The 17,371-nt window shown below is 72.3% G+C and carries 17 protein-coding genes; 7 read left to right on the forward strand and 10 right to left on the reverse strand.

All coding sequences use genetic code 11. The features are described from left to right. Positions 1-14 precede the first annotated feature (14 nt). Genes ACFV7R_RS33500 through pdhA form a run of 5 tightly spaced genes read right to left on the reverse strand, consistent with a single transcriptional unit; the run spans position 15 to position 5,980 of the window. Positions 15-1,400, reverse strand: coding sequence for a molybdopterin molybdotransferase MoeA (locus tag ACFV7R_RS33500; RefSeq protein WP_385270190.1), 1,386 nt, complete (start codon positions 1,398-1,400; stop codon positions 15-17). Then, a complete protein-coding gene (locus ACFV7R_RS33505) occupies positions 1,397-2,341 on the reverse strand; it encodes an NTP transferase domain-containing protein (RefSeq protein WP_385270192.1) in 945 nt (314 codons plus the stop codon). Before ACFV7R_RS33505 ends, ACFV7R_RS33500 begins: the two co-directional genes overlap by 4 nt. Positions 2,342-2,394: 53 nt before the next feature. Further along, complete coding sequence (locus ACFV7R_RS33510; protein ID WP_385270193.1) at positions 2,395-3,843, reverse strand: dihydrolipoamide acetyltransferase family protein; 1,449 nt, start codon at positions 3,841-3,843, stop codon at positions 2,395-2,397. Then, positions 3,843-4,847 (reverse strand): alpha-ketoacid dehydrogenase subunit beta, encoded by a 1,005-nt coding sequence (locus ACFV7R_RS33515; RefSeq protein ID WP_385270195.1) that lies wholly within the window; start codon positions 4,845-4,847, stop codon positions 3,843-3,845. The genes ACFV7R_RS33510 and ACFV7R_RS33515 overlap by 1 nt, the downstream gene beginning before the upstream one ends. Further along, on the reverse strand, positions 4,844-5,980 hold the full coding sequence (pdhA, locus tag ACFV7R_RS33520) for a pyruvate dehydrogenase (acetyl-transferring) E1 component subunit alpha (RefSeq protein WP_385270197.1): 1,137 nt from the start codon (positions 5,978-5,980) through the stop codon (positions 4,844-4,846). The genes ACFV7R_RS33515 and pdhA overlap by 4 nt, the downstream gene beginning before the upstream one ends. Positions 5,981-6,170: 190 nt before the next feature. On the opposite strand from pdhA, the gene ACFV7R_RS33525 reads away from it, so the two are divergent. Further along, positions 6,171-6,656 (forward strand): Lrp/AsnC family transcriptional regulator, encoded by a 486-nt coding sequence (locus ACFV7R_RS33525; protein WP_385270244.1) that lies wholly within the window; start codon positions 6,171-6,173, stop codon positions 6,654-6,656. Positions 6,657-6,659: 3 nt separating this feature from the next. On the opposite strand, the gene ACFV7R_RS33530 is transcribed toward ACFV7R_RS33525, so the two are convergent. Both ACFV7R_RS33530 and ACFV7R_RS33535 read right to left on the reverse strand, forming a co-directional pair. Further along, a complete protein-coding gene (locus tag ACFV7R_RS33530; protein WP_129798888.1) occupies positions 6,660-7,250 on the reverse strand; it encodes a TetR/AcrR family transcriptional regulator in 591 nt (196 codons plus the stop codon). After that, positions 7,247-8,764: a 3-hydroxyacyl-CoA dehydrogenase gene (locus ACFV7R_RS33535; RefSeq protein ID WP_385270200.1), complete on the reverse strand. Its 1,518-nt coding sequence runs from the start codon at positions 8,762-8,764 to the stop codon at positions 7,247-7,249. Before ACFV7R_RS33535 ends, ACFV7R_RS33530 begins: the two co-directional genes overlap by 4 nt. A gap of 159 nt (positions 8,765-8,923) precedes the next feature. Here ACFV7R_RS33535 and paaN point away from each other — a divergent pair, with 159 nt between their 5' ends. Further along, the gene (paaN, locus tag ACFV7R_RS33540; protein WP_385270201.1) at positions 8,924-10,615 is read left to right on the forward strand and encodes a phenylacetic acid degradation protein PaaN; all 1,692 of its coding nucleotides are present in this window, start codon (positions 8,924-8,926) and stop codon (positions 10,613-10,615) included. On the opposite strand, the gene ACFV7R_RS33545 is transcribed toward paaN, so the two are convergent. The 3 genes from ACFV7R_RS33545 to ACFV7R_RS33555 all read right to left on the reverse strand — a co-directional run bounded on the left by ACFV7R_RS33545 (position 10,612) and on the right by ACFV7R_RS33555 (position 13,534). Then, positions 10,612-11,322, reverse strand: coding sequence for a TrmH family RNA methyltransferase (locus ACFV7R_RS33545; protein WP_385270246.1), 711 nt, complete (start codon positions 11,320-11,322; stop codon positions 10,612-10,614). The two genes, paaN and ACFV7R_RS33545, sit on opposite strands and share 4 nt — an antisense overlap. 233 nt (positions 11,323-11,555) lie before the next feature. Next, positions 11,556-12,785, reverse strand: coding sequence for an HTTM domain-containing protein (locus ACFV7R_RS33550; RefSeq protein ID WP_385270203.1), 1,230 nt, complete (start codon positions 12,783-12,785; stop codon positions 11,556-11,558). After that, positions 12,782-13,534, reverse strand: a complete 753-nt coding sequence (locus tag ACFV7R_RS33555; RefSeq protein WP_385270205.1) for a DUF5819 family protein — start codon at positions 13,532-13,534, stop codon at positions 12,782-12,784. The genes ACFV7R_RS33550 and ACFV7R_RS33555 overlap by 4 nt, the downstream gene beginning before the upstream one ends. A 216-nt stretch (positions 13,535-13,750) precedes the next feature. Here ACFV7R_RS33555 and paaA point away from each other — a divergent pair, with 216 nt between their 5' ends. From paaA to ACFV7R_RS33580, 5 genes are read left to right on the forward strand one after another with little or no spacing between them, the layout of a single operon-like run. Next, complete coding sequence (gene paaA, locus ACFV7R_RS33560) at positions 13,751-14,776, forward strand: 1,2-phenylacetyl-CoA epoxidase subunit PaaA (protein WP_385270207.1); 1,026 nt, start codon at positions 13,751-13,753, stop codon at positions 14,774-14,776. Next, on the forward strand, positions 14,773-15,060 hold the full coding sequence (paaB, locus tag ACFV7R_RS33565; protein WP_054242083.1) for a 1,2-phenylacetyl-CoA epoxidase subunit PaaB: 288 nt from the start codon (positions 14,773-14,775) through the stop codon (positions 15,058-15,060). Before paaA ends, paaB begins: the two co-directional genes overlap by 4 nt. Beyond that, positions 15,057-15,776 carry a 1,2-phenylacetyl-CoA epoxidase subunit PaaC gene (gene paaC, locus ACFV7R_RS33570; protein WP_385270209.1) on the forward strand — a complete coding sequence of 240 codons (720 nt, stop codon included), beginning with the start codon at positions 15,057-15,059 and terminating at the stop codon, positions 15,774-15,776. The genes paaB and paaC overlap by 4 nt, the downstream gene beginning before the upstream one ends. After that, complete coding sequence (gene paaD, locus ACFV7R_RS33575; protein WP_129798881.1) at positions 15,770-16,300, forward strand: 1,2-phenylacetyl-CoA epoxidase subunit PaaD; 531 nt, start codon at positions 15,770-15,772, stop codon at positions 16,298-16,300. Before paaC ends, paaD begins: the two co-directional genes overlap by 7 nt. Then, on the forward strand, positions 16,300-17,361 hold the full coding sequence (locus ACFV7R_RS33580) for a 2Fe-2S iron-sulfur cluster-binding protein (protein ID WP_385270212.1): 1,062 nt from the start codon (positions 16,300-16,302) through the stop codon (positions 17,359-17,361). Before paaD ends, ACFV7R_RS33580 begins: the two co-directional genes overlap by 1 nt. Positions 17,362-17,371 lie beyond the last annotated feature (10 nt).

Genomic DNA, 17,371 nt, shown 5'->3' on the forward strand with positions numbered 1-17,371 from the left:
CCCGGCGCGACGTTTCACGTGAAACACACCCCGATCCCGGCCGCCGCCCACGGCAGATCCAGGAGCTCCACCTCCTGACCGGGCCGAGTACCGCCCGGCGGTACGACCGCGAGAGCATCGGCGGCCGCGACCCCGCGCAGCATGGCCGGACCGTTGTAGTGCAGCGGCACCGCACGGTCGCCGCGCAGAACGACGGGGATGATCCGGGTGTCGTACGGATGGCCGTGCACCGCGTCCGTCACCGGCAGCGCGTACGGCTCCTGCGCCGGGCGGGCGGCCAGCGTCCGCAGGACGGGCTCGGCGAGCGTGAGCAGGCCGGAGACCGCGGCGAGGGGGTTGCCGGGCAGGCCGACGAGGTGCTGGTTCTCCTTGGTGCGGGCCAGCAGCATGGGGTGGCCGGGGCGCACCTTGACCCCGTTCACCAGGAGCTCTGCGCCCATGCGGCGCAGGGTGGGGTGGACGTGGTCGACAGGGCCCGCGGCGGTGCCGCCCGTGGTGACGACGAGGTCGGCGTCACTTCCGGTGATCGCCCGGTACAGGGCTTCGGCGTCGTCGCCGAGTCGGCGCACCGCGGTGACCTCGGCGCCGAGCGCGCGCAGCCAGGGCGGCAGCATGGGGCCGAGCGCGTCCCGGATGAGTCCGTCGTGCGGCCGGCCCTCGGTGAGCAGTTCGTCGCCGAGGACGAGGACGTCGGCACGGGGGCGGGGAACGGCGGTGAGGGTGTCGTATCCGGCGGCTGCGGCAAGGCCGAGCACGGCGGGGGTCACGAGGGTTCCGGGGGCCAGGAGGTGGTCGCCGCTACAGCACTCCTGTCCGCGGGGGCGGATGTCCTGACCGTGCGGCAGCTCGCGACCGGCGTGCAGTCGGCCCTTGTCGTCCGTGCGGCCGTGCTCGCTGCGCAGCACCGCGGTCGTGTCCAGGGGGATACGGGCGCCGGTGGCGATCCGGACGGCCTCACCGTCCGCGAGGGGCTCATGCTCCGCGTGCCCGGCCAGCACACCCTCGTCCCGTACCGCCCAAGGGCCGGGTCCGGCGACCGCCCACCCGTCCATCGCGGAGGTGTCGAAGGAGGGGAGGTCGGTGAGCGCGGTGAGGGGAGCGGCCAGCACGAGGCCCAGGGCTGCGTCGAGGGGCACGGAGACGGGAGCGCGACGGACGCCGGCGCGGGCGGCGCGGGCTGCGGTCTCGCGGGCCTCGGGCCATGGGGTGGCCTTGTGGCGCCCGTCCGCTGCGCGCGAGGCGGCCTGGTGCCGGAGCGGGGCGGGGCTGTCGTGCGCTCCGGTGCCGTCCTGCGGGGAGGGCACGGCCGCGGTGTCCCTGTCCTCCTTCACGAGAGCCAGTACCTCCTCGACGCCGAGATCCTCGTCGTCCTCGCTGTGGCGGATACCGCGGGCGGTCATCCGGCGTCCGGGCGGGGGTCGGTCGCGGGGGCGGGCTTCGCGTCGTTGTCGGCGGCGTCCTCCTCCGCCCAGCGCTGCGCCAGGGCCGCCGCCTTGCGGGAGGCCTCGGCGACGGCTTCTGGGCTGCCGCCGGCGCGGGCCGCGGCGTAGCCGACGAGGAAGGTGGTCAGCGGTGCCGCGGGCCGCGCCACGCCGTGGGCGGCGTCGCGGGCGAGGTCGAGCAGCACACCGGTGTCGACCTCGAGGTCGATGCCCAGTTCGTCCTTGACTGCGGAAATCCATTCATCCAGCACGTGACCATGCTCCCTGATGCGTGCCCTGGCGGTGGCGATGTCGTCCCAGGTGTCGCAGTCGAAGGACGCGACGGGGTCGGAGATACGCGTGAGATTCAGTGCGGCGGTGAGCAGCCGCAGAGGCAGCCCGGTGAGGCCGCCGTGTTCGGTCCCGAGGGACGCGAACGTCCGGTGCAGGTGCCGGGCACGGTAGGCGGCCACGAGCGGCTGGTCCCGGCCGGTGGGGTCGGTGAGGACGACACCGTCGGCCCCGCCCTCGTCTTCCTCACCCGCCGTGTCCAGGGTGGACAGCAGGCGGTCCACGGTCCGTCCGTCGAGGAAGGGCAGGTCCGCGGAGAGCACGAGCACCCGGTCGGCGGCGGTGTGCTGCAGGCCCGCTGCGAGGGCGGCGAGCGGACCGCCGCCGGGCGGCTCCTCGCGCGCCCAGGTCACGGGCCGAGCCGTCGGACGGGGATCGGCGACGACGACCGTGGTCCGTGCGTCGGCGCAGGCGGCGAGTACCCGGTCGAGCAGCGCCCGCCCGCCCACGCGTACGCCGGGCTTGTCCGCACCGCCGAGCCGCCGCGCGGCACCGCCGGCGAGTACGACGGCGTCGTAACCGCCGGCGTCACCGGCTGCGGGGCTCGTGGGCGGCTGATTCTCTGTCACCCCCTGAGTATGCGTGCCACCGCGACCTCAGGGAACGCGGGCGAACCGGCCGATCACAGGGTCCGCAGCAGCACCGCCGGCTGTTCCACACAGTCCGCGACATACCGCAGGAAGCCACCCGCCGTGCCGCCGTCGCACACCCGGTGGTCGAAGGTGAGCGACAGCTGGACGACCTGCCGCACCGCCAGCTCGCCCTCGTGCACCCAGGGCTTGGGGACGATACGGCCGACGCCGAGCATGGCCGCCTCGGGGTGGTTGATGATCGGTGTGGAGCCGTCGACGCCGAACACGCCGTAGTTGTTCAGCGTGAAGGTGCCGCCGGTGAGTTCCGCGGGCGTGAGCGTCCCGGCCCGGGCCGCCTCGGTCAGCCGGGCGAACTCCGCGGTCAGCCCCTCGGCGTCGCGCGCGTGGGCGTCCCGTACGACGGGCACGACGAGCCCCCGCTCGGTCTGTGCGGCGAAGCCGAGGTGCACATGGTCGAGCTGGACGACTTCCCGGGCGTCCATGTCGACCGTGGAGTTGAGCTCGGGGAACCGGGCGAGCGCCGCCGTGCAGATCCGGGCCAGCAGGGCGAGCAGGGAGATCTTCGGTCCCCCGGTCGCGTTCATGGCGGTGCGGGCCCGCATCAGCTCCGTGGCGTCGGCATCCACCCAGCAGGTCGCGTCCGGTATCTCGCGCCGGCTGCGGGAGAGCTTGTCGGCAACCGCGCCCCGGACGCCCTTGAGGGGCACGCGGGTGCCGCCAAGGGCGGGAGTAGGGGCGTGAGGCTCGGTGGCTGCGGCCGGAACGGCCGACACGCGCGCGTGCGGCTCGGTCGGCCGGGCTGTACGTCCCTGTGCGGCGGCGGCCCGCAGCGCGTACTCCACGTCCGCCCGCAGGATCAGGCCGTCGGGGCCGGAGCCCGTCAGCTCCCGCAGGTCCAGCCCGTTCTCGCGGGCGAGGCGCCGGACGAGGGGCGAGATCACCGGCACAGGGCCTTCACCACGGCTGCCGTCGTGGTGGGCTGCACCGTTGGCGTGGCCTTCCGCGGGCCTGACCGGCGACTTCGGAGCCGATGGAGCCGTTTGAGCCGCGGGAGCCTCTCGCGAGGCCCCCGCCCGCGCGGGAGCCGTCTCGGACGCGGGACGCACCCTCCGGCGCCGCGCCGGAGGCGCACCCGTGCCATAGCCCACGAGGACGTTGCCGGAGCCCGCGTCCGAGCCCTCGGCATCCCGCTCGCCCAGGCCCTCGCCGTCGGTCGCACCGCCGGCGGCCGACGCGCCCACCGCGACCGTCAGCAGCGGTGCCCCGACGGGCAGTTCCGTGCCCTCCTCGCCGAAGCGGGCCGTGACCACGCCGCCGTAGGGGCAGGGCACCTCGACCATCGCCTTGGCCGTCTCGACCTCGACGACCAGCTGGTCGACGGCGACGACGTCGCCGACCTGCACCAGCCAGCGCACGATCTCCGCCTCGGTGAGCCCCTCCCCGAGGTCGGGGAGCTTGAACTCCAGCACCTGTGCCATCAGCTCTCGGCCTCCCATTGCAGACGCGCCACGGCGTCCAGGATCCGGTCGACGCCGGGCAGATGGTGCTTCTCCAGCATCGGCGGCGGATAGGGGATGTCGAACCCGGCCACGCGCAGCACCGGTGCCTCCAGATGGTGGAAGCAGCGCTCCGTGACTCGGGCCGCGATCTCCCCGCCCGGCCCACCGAACCCGCCCGACTCGTGTACGACGACCGCTCGCCCGGTCCGCCGTACCGAGGCGCAGACCGTCTCGTCGTCGAACGGCACCAGGGAGCGCAGGTCGACGACTTCGAGGTCCCACCCCTCGGCCCGTGCCGCCTCGGCGGCTTCGAGGCAGACGGGTACGGACGGCCCGTACGTGATGAGCGTGGCGCTCCGGCCGGAGCGCCGCACCACCGCGCGGCCAATGGGTTCAACGGTCTGGGGGTCGTCCGGGTTCCAGGCGTCCTTCGACCAGTACAGCCGCTTGGGTTCCAGGAAGACGACCGGGTCGTCGGAGGCTATGGCGGCCCGCAGCAGCCCGTAGGCGTCGGCGACGGTCGCGGGCGTGACGACATGGAGCCCCGGAGTCGCCATGTAGTACGCCTCGGAGGAGTCGCTGTGGTGTTCGACGCCGCCGATTCCGCCGCCGTACGGCACGCGGATGGTGATCGGCAGCGGCATCGTCCCGCGGGTGCGATTGCGCATACGGGACACGTGGCTGATGAGCTGCTCGAACGCGGGATACGCGAAGGCGTCGAACTGCATCTCGACGACCGGGCGCAGTCCGTACATGGCCATGCCGACGGCCGTCCCGAGGATGCCCGCCTCGGCGAGCGGCGTGTCCGTGCAGCGGTCGTCGCCGAACTCCTCGGCCAGCCCGTCGGTGACGCGGAAGACGCCGCCGAGCGTGCCGACGTCCTCGCCCATGACGTGCACGGCCGGGTCGGCGGCCATCGCGTCGCGGAGCGCGCGCGTGAGGGCCTGCGCCATGGTGGCGGGCTTCACGGCGACCGTGGTCATAGGTGCGTCCCTTCCTGCTCGGCCTGGAGCTCCGCGTTCAACTGGTCCTGCTGCTCGCGCAGTTGCGGCGTGGGTTCGGCGTAGACATGGGCGAACAGGTCCCTGGGGTCGAGGACCGGATCCTGGTTCATGCGTGCGCGCAGGTCGGCGGCGAGGACCTCGGCGTCCTCGCGCGCGTGCTGGATGCCGGACTCGTCGATGAGGCCGCGCTCGGTCAACTCCCGCTCCAGGAGCGCGATCGGATCATGGTCCCGCCAGGCCTCGACCTCGGAGTCGGGTCGGTAGCGCTTGTCGTCGTCCGCGTTCGTGTGGGCCTCCATGCGGTACGTCACCGCCTCCACGAGCGTCGGACCACCCCCCGCGCGCGCGTGCTGTACGGCGTCGGCGAGGACCTCGTGCACGGCCGCGGCGTCGTTGCCGTCGACCAGGCGGCCCGGCATGCCGTACCCGACGGCCTTGTGGGCCAGGGAGGGGGCGGCGGTCTGCTTGGCGAGCGGGACGGAGATCGCGAAACCGTTGTTCTGGACCAGGAAGACGACCGGCGCCTGCCACACGGCGGCGAAGTTCAGCGCCTCGTGGAAGTCGCCCTCGCTGGTGCCGCCGTCACCGACCAGGGCGAGCGCGACCACGTCGTCGCCCTTGAGGCGGGCGGCGTGCGCGAGGCCGACGGCGTGCGGGAGCTGGGTGGCGAGCGGGGTGCACAGGGGGGCGACGCGGTGGGCGTAGGGGTCGTAGCCGGTGTGCCAGTCGCCGCGCAGCAGGGTGAGGGCCTGGACGGGGTCCACGCCGCGTACGACGGCGGCGAGGGTGTCCCGGTAGCTGGGGAAGAGCCAGTCGCGGTCCTGCAGGGCCAGGGCGGCGGCGACCTCGCAGGCCTCCTGGCCGGTGCTGGAGGGGTAGACGGCGAGGCGGCCCTGCTTGGTAAGGGCGGTGGCCTGCGCGTTGTAACGGCGGCCGCGCACCAGCTGCGTGTACAGCCGGCGCAGCAGCTCGGGGTCGGCCTTGGCGGCCGCCTCGGTGCCGAGGACGCGGTACGGAGCCGCGTCGGGCAGCAGCGGCGCGGGGTCGGTACGGGGCTGCCAGGCGGGCGGCGGCGACGGCCGATACGCGCCACGCTGCTCCATGACCGTCATAACGGCACCTCCTCGTGGGAGCGGCTACGAGAGGCGCGTCGGCTGTGATGCGCCTCACCTACCGATTGTTCGGTCGACGGCACATTTTGGCTACAGGCCCCCGCGGGCTGTGGACAAACGGTTCTCCACAACCTGAGATGGACGCATTACGTCCATGGTAGGGAGGCGGGGGGACATGGCATCTGAACAAATGGCCGAGGGCCCGGAGGCCGGTTCCGCCGTGCCGCCGCCGCGTCCGCTCGACGCCATAGATCAGGACATCCTCCGGATGCTCCAGGCCGACGGCCGCGCATCGGTGCGGTCCGTCGCCGAACGGGTCCATGTCTCGCGCGCGAACGCCTACACGCGGATCAACCGCCTCGTCGAGGACGGCGTCATTCGCGGCTTCGGTGCCCGCGTGAACCATGAACGGGCCGGCCAGGGGACATCGGCGTACATCACCCTGAAGATCGTCCAGAACTCCTGGCGTACGGTGCGCGAGCAGCTCAGACAGCTGCCCGGCGCCTCTCACATCGCCCTCGTCGGGGGCGATTTCGATGTGCTGCTCCTGGTGCACACCTCCGACAACCGGGCGCTGCGCGAGCTGGTGCTCACCCGGCTCCAGGCGATCCCGGAGGTGCTCAGCACGCGCACACTGCTGGTGTTCGAGGAAGAGGACCTGGAGCCGCAGGGCTGAACGTCAGAAGTCCTGTCTGAGCCCGCCGAACACCAACCGCACCACCGCGTCGGCCACTTCGCGCTCGCTCATGCCCCGGCCGTCGGGCCGGTACCACTCGACGATCGAGTTGATCATCCCGAAGACCAGCCGGGTGGCGAGCCTCACCTCCACGTCGCCGCGCACGTCCCCGTCCGCGGCGGCCGCCTTCAGCAGTTCGGCGACCCGGTGATCGAAGTCGCGCCGCCGTTCCAGGGCCCACCGCTCGGTGTCCGTGTTGCCGCGCACGCGCAGCAGCAGCGTCACGTACGGCAGCTCGGCTATCAGCACCTCGACCATGCGCCGTACGACGTACTCGAGGCGCCCGGCGGCCCGCCCCACGCGCGCGTGCTCCTCGTCGAGGATCCCGAAGAGCCCGTCCAGCGCCCGGCTCACGGCCCGGCGCAACAGCTCCTCCTTGCCCGTGACGTGGTGGTAGATCGACGACTTGGAGATGCCGGCCGCCTTGGACAGGTGCTCCATGGAGGTGCCGTCGTAGCCACGCTCGTTGAAGACCTGGACGGCGACCGACAGCAGCGTCTCCGGCGTGTACGTGTCGCGCTTGGCGGTGGTCATGAGGTGCTGCCCTCCCGCTTGTCGGTGGCGTACGCGTGGCGGTACAGCGCGAGGGACGGCGCGTAGCGCCCGGACGGGTCGCGCAGGTGCAGGTCGTCGAGGAGGGCGTACGCCCAGTTGCGGCCGAGGCGGCGGCTCCATTCGAAGGGGCCAAGGGGGTAGTTGACGCCCAGGCGCATGGCGGTGTCGATGTCCTCTTCCGTGGCGACGCCCTTGGCGACGGCGTCGTGCGCCAGATCGACGATCCGCGCGACCGTGCGGGCGACGATCATGCCGGGCACGTCGCCGATGACACTGACCTTCTTGCCGAGCGCCTGGAACAGGCCGGTGGCCTCTGCGAGGGTCTGCGGGGCGGTGTCCTGGGAGGCGGACAGGGCGATGCGGGTGGCCTTGCGGTAGTCGAGCGCGAGGTCGAAGTAGACGACGTCCCGGAACTCCACGGAGGTCTGGCCGTCGGCGAGGACCAGCTGGCCGCCGCCGGGCAGGACCAGCCGGGAGCCGTGGTCCTCTTCCTCCTCGCGGACCGGGATGCCCGCCTCGCGGATCAGCGCGAGCAGCTCGGCGGCCGGGCCCAGATCACCCTCGGCGACGACGTACGCGGGCGGCCGGGCCGGCTCCGCGGTGTGCGGCTCGGACTGCTCGGCGCCCTCGCGGTAGTCGTACCAGCCCTGCCCGCTCTTGCGGCCCAGCCGGCCGGACTCGACCAGCCGCCGCTGGGCGAGCGACGGCGTGAAGCGCACGTCCTGGAAGAAGGACTGCCACACGGAGTGCGTGACGGACTCGTTGACGTCCTGCCCGATGAGGTCGGTCAGTTCGAAGGCGCCCATCCGGAAGCCGCCCGACTCGCGCAGGACGGCGTCGATGGTGGCGGGGTCGGCGCCCTGCGCCTCGTACACCGCGAAGGCCTCCGCGTAGAACGGCCGGGCGATGCGGTTGACGATGAAGCCGGGGGTGTCGGCGCAGGCGACCGGGGACTTGCCCCAGGCGCGTGCCGTCTCGTACGCGCGCGTGGCCGAGGTGACGTCGGTGGCGAACCCGGAGACGACCTCGACGAGCGGCAGCAGCGGGGCGGGGTTGAAGAAGTGCAGGCCCACGAAGCGGCCCGGGGCGCGCAGGGCGCCGCCGATGGCGGTCACCGACAGCGACGAGGTGTTGGTGGCGAGCAGACAGTCCTCGGCGACGACGTCCTCCAGCGCGCGCAGCAGCTCCTGCTTCACGTCCAGCCGCTCCAGAACGGCCTCGACGACCAGCGCGCAGTCGGCGAGCTCGGCGAGGCTCTCGGCGGGCAGCAGCCGGGCACGCGCGGCGTCCCGGTCGACGCCGGTGAGCCGGTCCTTCTCGACGAGCCGGTCGAGCCGGGCGGCGATCGCGTCGGCCGCTTCCCGGGCCCGCCCGGGGACGGCGTCGTACAGCCGTACGGAGTGGCCCGCGACCAGCGCCACCTGGGCGATGCCCTGGCCCATGGTGCCGGTGCCGACGACGGCCACGGGGCTGCTGAGGTCGAGTGCTGTCATGTGCGCGATCCTCCCGCACGGGGTTTTCCACAGATGCGGCGGACCCCCTTGTCCCGACCGATCGTTCGGTTACTCTAACTCTGACTGCCTGTTTCTGCCCATGTCTCTGCCCAGGTCATGAGCTCGACGAAGAGTTCCGAGACAAGGAGTTGGTCCCGCATGGCCGCCGAACTCACCGCCCACGAGCTGATCGCCCAGCACCGGCCCACCCTCGACCAGGCGCTGGAAGCGATCCGCACGCGCGCGTACTGGTCCCCGCACCCCGAACACCCCAAGGCCTACGGGGAGAACGGCAGCCTGGACGCGGCAGCGGGCAAGGCCGCCTTCGACGCCCTCCTGGGCACCCGCCTGGACCTCGGCCAGCCCGGCACGGACGACTGGACGGGCGGCGAGACCTCGCCGTACGGCATCGAGCTGGGCGTCACCTACCCGCACGCGGACCTCGACGTCCTGCTGCCCGCCATGAAGGCCGGACAGCGCTCGTGGCGCGACGCGGGCGCGGAGATCCGGGCGATGGTGTGTCTGGAGATCCTCAAGCGGATCAGCGACCGGACGCACGAGTTCGCGCACGCGGTGATGCACACCAGCGGCCAGGCCTTCATGATGGCGTTCCAGGCGGGCGGCCCGCACGCGCAGGACCGCGGCCTGGAGGCGGTGGCGTACGCGTACGTGGAGCAGGTCCGCACGCCCGACACCGCGGAGTGGACCAAGCCCCAGGGCAAGCGGGAGCCGCTCGCGCTGACCAAGCGGTTCACGCCGGTGCCGCGCGGGATCGCGCTGGTCATCGGCTGCAACACCTTCCCGACGTGGAACGGCTACCCGGGCCTGTTCGCCTCCCTCGCCACCGGAAATGCCGTCCTGGTCAAGCCCCACCCGCGCGCGGTGCTGCCGCTGGCGCTGACCGTGCAGGTCGCGCGCCAGGTGCTCGCCGAAGCGGGCTTCGACCCGAACCTGGTCGCACTGGCCGCCGAGCGGCCCGGCGAGGGCATCGCCAGGACGCTCGCCACCCGCCCCGAGATCCGGATCATCGACTACACCGGTTCGACGGCGTTCGGCGACTGGCTGGAGGCCAACGCCCGCCAGGCGCAGGTCTTCACGGAGAAGGCCGGTGTCAACACGGTGGTCGTGGAGTCCACCGACGACTACAAGGGCATGCTCGCCAACCTGGCGTTCTCCCTGTCGCTGTACAGCGGCCAGATGTGCACCACGCCGCAGAACCTCCTCGTCCCACGGGACGGCATCCGCACCGACCAGGGCCCCCGGTCCTTCGACGAGGTGGTCGCCGACCTGGCGAAGGGGGTCGACGGGCTCCTCGGTGACGACGCGCGCGCGAACGCCCTGCTCGGCGCCATCGTCAACCCGGACGTCAAGGCCCGCCTCGAGGCCGCGGCCGGCCTCGGCGAGGTCGCTCTCGCCTCGCGGGAGGTCGTCAACCCGGAGTTCCCGGGCGCGGTGGTCCGTACGCCCGTGATCGTGAAGCTGGACGGGGCCAAGCCGGACGACGAGGCCGCGTACATGAGCGAGTGCTTCGGGCCCGTCTCCTTCGCCGTGGCCGTCGACTCCGCGGCCGACGCGGTGGAGCTGCTGCGGCGGACCATCAGGGAGAAGGGCGCGATGACGGTGGGCGCGTACACGACCGACGAGGAGGTCGAGCGTGCGGTCGAGGAGGCCTGCCTGGAGGAGGCCGCGCAGCTGTCCCTGAACCTCACCGGCGGGGTGTACGTCAACCAGACGGCCGCGTTCTCCGACTTCCACGGCTCGGGCGGCAACCCGGCGGCCAACGCGGCCCTCACCGACGGCGCGTTCGTGGCGAACCGGTTCCGGATGGTGGAGGTGCGGCGCGAGGCCTAGGCCTTGATCGGTGCGCCCCCGGTGGCGCTCCAGTGGTACAGCGTCATGGCCACGCTGGTCGCGAGGTTGTAGCTGGAGACCTGGGGGCGCATCGGCAGCGCCACCAGATGGTCGGCCCGCGCGCGCAGGTCCGCGGACAGGCCGCTGCGCTCCGAGCCGAAGGCGAGCAGCGCGTCGTCCGGCAGCTTCAGGCCGCGGATGTCCTCGCCCTCCGGGTCGAGGGCGAACACCGGCCCCGGCGGGAGCTCGTCGACGGCCAGCCGCTCCACCGCGGTGGCGAAGTGCAGCCCGGCTCCGCCGCGTACCACCGTGGGATGCCAGGGGTCGAGCGTGCCGGTCGTGACCACGCCGGTCGCCCCGAAGCCGGCGGCCAGCCGGATGACCGCGCCGGCGTTGCCCAGGTTGCGCGGCTGGTCGAGTACGACGACGGGCGCGCTGCGGGGCGTGCGGGCCAGCGTCCGCAGGTTGGCCTCGCGGGACGGCCGTACGGCCAGGGCGGCCACGGCCGTGGGATGGGGGCGCGGCACGAGGGACGTGTACGTCGACTCCGTGACCTGTGTGAGCAGCGCGTCCAGCGTCTCCCGTACGTCCGGAGCCAGCTCGTCGGCGAGTGCAAGTGCGGCCGCCCGGTCGACGGTGACCGCCAGGGGCACCTCGGCCCCGAAACGCACGGCGTGCTTGAGCGCGTGGAAACCGTCGAGCAGCACAGAGCCACCGACGAGCCGCCGCCAGACGCCGACGGGGTCGACGGCCTGCCGATGTGCGGGACCGGCGGCACCGAGGCTTGCCGGACCGGGCGGGGCTTGGTGCACGGCGCCAGTCGGGCCGCGGCCGGCCGATCCGGTCGCGGGGTGTTTCGCGGGGCCGGTCGCGCCACGGCTCGCCGAGTCCGCCGCGTCGGGGCTCGCCGAGCCGTTCGTGCCGTGGCTCGCGGACTCCGTCATGCCCTGAAGCCTACGTGGGTCTGCTCGGGTTTCCCGGTGTGCTCGGGGGCGTCGTCCATGTCCCGCTGAGCGGGCACCGTTCCGCCTGCCCGCGGGAACAGGCGGGCACGCGCGCGTGCGGCACCGTCGCCGAGCCGGCGCAGGAACGGCGTCGGCAGGAAGACCGCGTCCGCCGCGATCATCGCCAGTGAGAAGAACGGCAGCCCGAGGACCACGGCGATCACCGCATGCTCGGTGATCATGATGGCCAGGAGGACGTTCTTGACCCGCCGGTGGAACAGCGTGAACGGGAAGGCGACCTGCACGATCACCGTCCCGTACGTCACGAGCATGACCAAGGTGCCGCTGGCCGACAGCAGGTCGGCGAGGGCGGGCCAGGGCGAGAAGTAGTCGAGGTGGAGGGGGTAGTAGACCGCGGTGCCGTCCTGCCAGCGCGAGCCCTGGATCTTGTACCAGCCGGCCGTGGCGTAGATCAGACAGGCCTCGGCCATGATCACCAACAGGGCACCGTTGTGCAGGACGTTGCCGATCACGTCGAGCATGATCCGGGGCTGAGCCGTCCGCGCAAGGCGCCCGACGATCCACCACAGGGCCTGCGCCACCCACACGGCCCACAGCAGCGCCGGTACGAACCAGTCGCCGTCCAGCCGCCCCACCACGGTCACCGCGAACAGCGCCAGACCGAGCACGCCCCACAGCACCGGGCCGGTCCGGTCGGTGACCCGCTCGCCACGCGCGCGTGCCGCCCGCGCGAGCCGGGCACGCCGCGCGTCCAGCGACCACACCTGGCCGCACCGCGTGAACACCAGGTAGATGCACATCAGGTGCAGGACGTTGTCGCCGCCGTCCCCCATGAAGACGCTGCGGTTCTGCAGCGAGAGCACGCCGACCATGAACAGCACGGACATGGTGCGGGTGCGCCAGCCCACGATCAGCAGCAGGCTCGACAGAGCGGCGAGCACGTAGACGGCCTCGAACCAGAACTGCCCGTCGGACCACATCAGGGCGGTGAACGCGCCGTTGGCCCCGATCAACTGCTCGGCGAGGTCCCAGCCCCACGGGCCGTCGGGGCCGTACAGCTCCTGCCGATGGGGAAACTCGCGCAACAGGAACAGCAGCCAGGTCGCGGCGAATCCGATGCGGATCACCGCGGTCTGGTACGGGCCGAGGGCGGACTCGGTGACGCGGCCGATCCCGCGGGAGACGGCCAGGGCGAGACGGCTCACCGGACACCTCCCTCGGCCTCGTTCTGCGGCACCGACCACCAGGGCAGCACCCGGTACGTCGGCTTGAGGGATATCTGCTCCTCGCTCCAGTCGGGCGGGCGGACGTTGGTGGTCTGCGAGCGGACCTGCACCCGCTCGACGACATCACCGGGCCCGGCCGCGTCCGCACGGTCCAGGCGCAGCACCACGATGTGGCGCAGATAGGTCTCGCTCAGCGCGCCGCGCAGGCCGGAGGGGCGGTTGTCGCCGTCGTGCGTGGAGACATAGAAGTCCCAGGCGCGGCGCAGTTCGTTCTGCTGGGTGTGGCTGGGCAGCAGGTTGCCGTCGATGGCCCGGCCGTCCTGCGCGGACAGGTCGTACCAGCCGGTGGTGCGTATCTCGCCGTCCGTCGTGTGGATCTCGGCGCGCACCTGCACGGCGATGTTCTGCTGGAGCGGGTTCGGGGCGAACAGCTTCCAGTTCTGCTCGAACTCCGGGTAGATCCACTCGTCGATCGCCTCACCGTGCTTCTTGGTGACCGTGTTCGACGGCGCGACGTGCAGGAAGACCATCCCGATGTGGACACAGACGGCGACCGCGACGACCGCGAGGGCCAGCGCGACGCCGATCCGGTAGCGGAGCGAGAGGGCGGCGACGCCGGTGCGGAGCTCCTGCGGCGCACTCACCACGTCGGGTCCGTCCTGTTCACCCGGCCCGTGCGGAACGCTCGCAGCTCCGCCGTACGCGTCCTTCGCGCGATGCGCGTCCATTCCGCCCCGATCCCTGTCCGTCTCCGCCGCCCGGCAGCCCCCCTTGCACGCGAACGGTACTCAGGCCGACCCGCCCGGCACAGCCCGTTCCCTCAGCCGTCCGCAGGTTATCCACAGCGGTTGACACCTTACGGCGCTCGACCGACCATGGAATCGCACGAACCGAACGATCGGTCGGGAGCAGCTCCGGGCAGAGCCCAAGGTCGAGGGGGCCTCATGGCGACAGCAGCCGCGCACGAGACGGACCGCACAGCGGCATACGGCACCGACGACGGCGCCACCGATGCGTACGAGCGCGCCTTCGACGCCGCCGTGGCCGCCGACGAGCGCATCGAGCCGCGTGACTGGATGCCCGACGCGTACCGCGCGACACTGGTCCGGCAGATCGCCCAGCACGCCCACTCCGAGATCATCGGCATGCAGCCGGAGGCGAACTGGATCACGCGCGCGCCCTCGCTGCGCCGCAAGGCCATCCTGATGGCCAAGGTCCAGGACGAGGCGGGCCACGGGCTGTACCTGTACAGCGCGGCCGAAACGCTCGGCACCAGCCGCGAGGAACTGCTGGACAAGCTGCACAGCGGCCGCCAGAAGTACTCCTCGATCTTCAACTACCCCACGCTGACCTGGGCGGACGTCGGCGCGATCGGCTGGCTGGTGGACGGCGCCGCGATCACCAACCAGGTACCGCTGTGCCGCTGCTCCTACGGCCCGTACGCCCGCGCGATGGTCCGTATCTGCAAGGAGGAGTCCTTCCACCAGCGCCAGGGCTACGAGCTGCTGCTCGCCCTCAGCCGCGGCACCCCCGAGCAGCACGCGATGGCGCAGGACGCGGTGGACCGCTGGTGGTGGCCGTCCCTGATGATGTTCGGCCCGCCCGACGACGAGTCCCAGCACTCGGCCCAGTCGATGGCCTGGAAGATCAAGCGCCACTCGAACGACGAGCTGCGCCAGCGCTTCGTCGACATCTGTGTCCCGCAGGCCGAGTCCTTGGGCCTCACCCTCCCGGATCCGGACCTGAGGTGGAACAAGGAGCGCGGGCACCACGACTTCGGCCCGATCGACTGGACGGAGTTCTGGGAGGTCCTCAAGGGCAACGGCCCGTGCAACGAGCAGCGGATGACGCAGCGCAGGCAGGCACACGACGAGGGCGCCTGGGTGCGGGAGGCGGCCGCGGCCCACGCGGCCAAGCATGCCGCCCGGGGCCCGCGTACCACGCAGACGACGGGAGCGACGCGAGCATGACGAACACCGACTGGCCGCTGTGGGAGGTCTTCGTGCGCTCACGCCGCGGCCTGTCCCACACCCATGCCGGCAGCCTGCACGCCCCGGACGCGGAGTTCGCCCTGCGCAACGCGCGCGACCTGTACACCCGGCGCGGCGAGGGCGTCTCGATCTGGGTCGTCCCCTCGTCCGCCATCACGGCGTCCTCGCCCGACGAGAAGGACCCCTTCTTCGAACCGTCGGCCGACAAGCCCTACCGGCACCCGACGTTCTACGAGATCCCGGAGGGGGTGAAGCACCTGTGACGACCACCGTCCCCACCACCGCCGCCCTCGCCCTGGGCGACGACGCGCTGGTGCTCTCCCACCGCCTGGGCGAGTGGGCCGGCCGCGCCCCCGTGCTGGAGGAGGAAGTCGCCCTGGCCAACATCGCGCTGGACCTGCTCGGCCAGGCCCGTGTGCTGCTCTCACTGGCCGGCGACGAGGACGAGCTGGCGTACCTGCGCGAGGAGCGCGCCTTCCGCAACCTCCAGCTGGTGGAACAGCCGAACGGCGACTTCGCCCACACCATCGCCCGCCAGCTGTTCTTCTCCACCTACCAGCACCTGCTGTACGCCCGGCTGGCCGCCGCAGACGGCCCCTTCGCCCCCCTTGCCGCGAAGGCCGTCAAGGAGGTCGCCTATCACCGCGACCACGCCGAGCAGTGGACCGTGCGCCTCGGCGACGGCACCGAGGTGAGCCATGAGCGGATGCAGCGGGCGTGCGCGGCGCTGTGGCGGTTCACCGGCGAGATGTTCCAGCCGGTGGAAGGCCTGGACGTCGAGGGGGAGAAGTTGCAGGCGGACTGGCTGGAGTCGGTCGGAGACGTCCTGCGCCGCGCGACCCTCACGCTCCCCGAGGGACCGCAGTCCGGGGCCTGGACGGCAGGCGCCGGCCGGCAGGGCCTGCACACCGAGCCGTTCGGGCGCATGCTCGCCGAGATGCAGCATCTGCACCGCAGCCACCCGGGGGCGACATGGTGACCGGTACGACGACTCTGGAGGCGGAGCTGCTGCGAGTGGCGGGCTCGGTGCCCGACCCCGAGCTGCCCGTGCTCACCCTGCAGGAACTGGGCGTCCTGCGCGCGGTGCACCTGCGCGACGCAGACGCGGTCGAGGTCGAGCTGACCCCGACGTACACCGGCTGCCCCGCCCTCGAGGCGATGAGCGTGGACATAGAACGGGCGCTGCACGAGCACGGCATACGGGACGTGACCGTCCGCACGGTGCTCACACCGGCCTGGTCCACGGACGACATCACGCCCGAAGGGCGCCGCAAACTCAGGGAGTTCGGGATCGCGCCGCCGCGCGTGCGGCGGGATTCCGGGCCGGTGGCGCTGGAGTTGGGGCCGACGCGCACGCTCACCGAGGAGACAGAGCCCGTCCGCTGCCCGCACTGCGGATCCGCCGACACCGAGCTGCTCAGCCGTTTCTCCTCCACCGCGTGCAAGGCGCTGCGGCGCTGTCTGGCCTGCCGTGAACCGTTCGACCACTTCAAGGAGTTGTGATGGCCCGCTTCCACACACTCCCGGTGACCGCGGTCGACCGGCTCACCGACGACTCCGTCGCCGTCACGCTCGCGGTCCCCGAGGAACTGCGCACGGAGTACCGGCACGCCGCCGGGCAGCACCTCGCCCTGCGGCGCGTGGTCGACGGGGTCGAGATCCGGCGGACGTACTCGATCTGCTCCCCGGCTCCGGAGAACGGCGAAGGGCCGCGCACCCTGCGGGTGGGGGTGCGGCTCGTCGAGGGCGGGGCCTTCTCGACGTACGCGCTGAAGGAGATCAACGTCGGTGACGAGCTGGAGGTGATGACACCGGCAGGGCGCTTCACCCTCGATCCCGCGCCCGGTCTGTACGCCGCGATCGTCGGCGGCAGCGGGATCACACCGGTGCTGTCGATCGTCTCGACGCTGCTGGCACGCGAGCCGCAGGCCCGTTTCTGCCTCATACGCAGCGACCGGACGTCCGCCTCGACGATGTTCCTGGAGGAGGTCGCCGACCTCAAGGACCGCTACCCGGAACGCCTCCAGCTGGTGACGGTGCTCTCGCGGGAGGAACAGCAGGCCGGACTGCCCTCCGGGCGGCTCGACCGGGAGCGGCTGACGGGTCTGCTTCCGGCGCTGCTGCCGGTGACGGAGGTCGCCGGGTGGTTCCTGTGCGGGCCGTTCGGGCTGGTGCAGGAGGCCGAGCGGGCACTGCGCGGGCTGGACGTACCGCGCAGCAGGATCCACGAGGAGATCTTCCACGTGGACGCCGGAGCGCCCGCCGCACCGAGTGTTCCCGCGCCCGCGCACAGCACGGTGACCGCTCGGCTCGACGGCCGCGGCGGGACCTGGCCCGTGCAGGACGGCGAGTCGCTCCTGGAGGCGGTGCTGCGCAACCGGCCCGACGCTCCCTACGCCTGCAAGGGCGGGGTGTGCGGCACCTGCCGGGCGTTTCTGGTCTCCGGCGAGGTGCGCATGGACCGCAACTTCGCGCTGGAGAGGGAGGAGACGGAAGCCGGGTATGTGCTGGCCTGCCAGTCGCATCCGGTGACGGAGCGGGTGGAGCTGGACTTCGACCGTTGAGAGCGCCGGG

Source organism: Streptomyces sp. NPDC059866 (assembly GCF_042731325.1).
GTDB lineage: Bacteria > Actinomycetota > Actinomycetes > Streptomycetales > Streptomycetaceae > Streptomyces > Streptomyces flavusporus.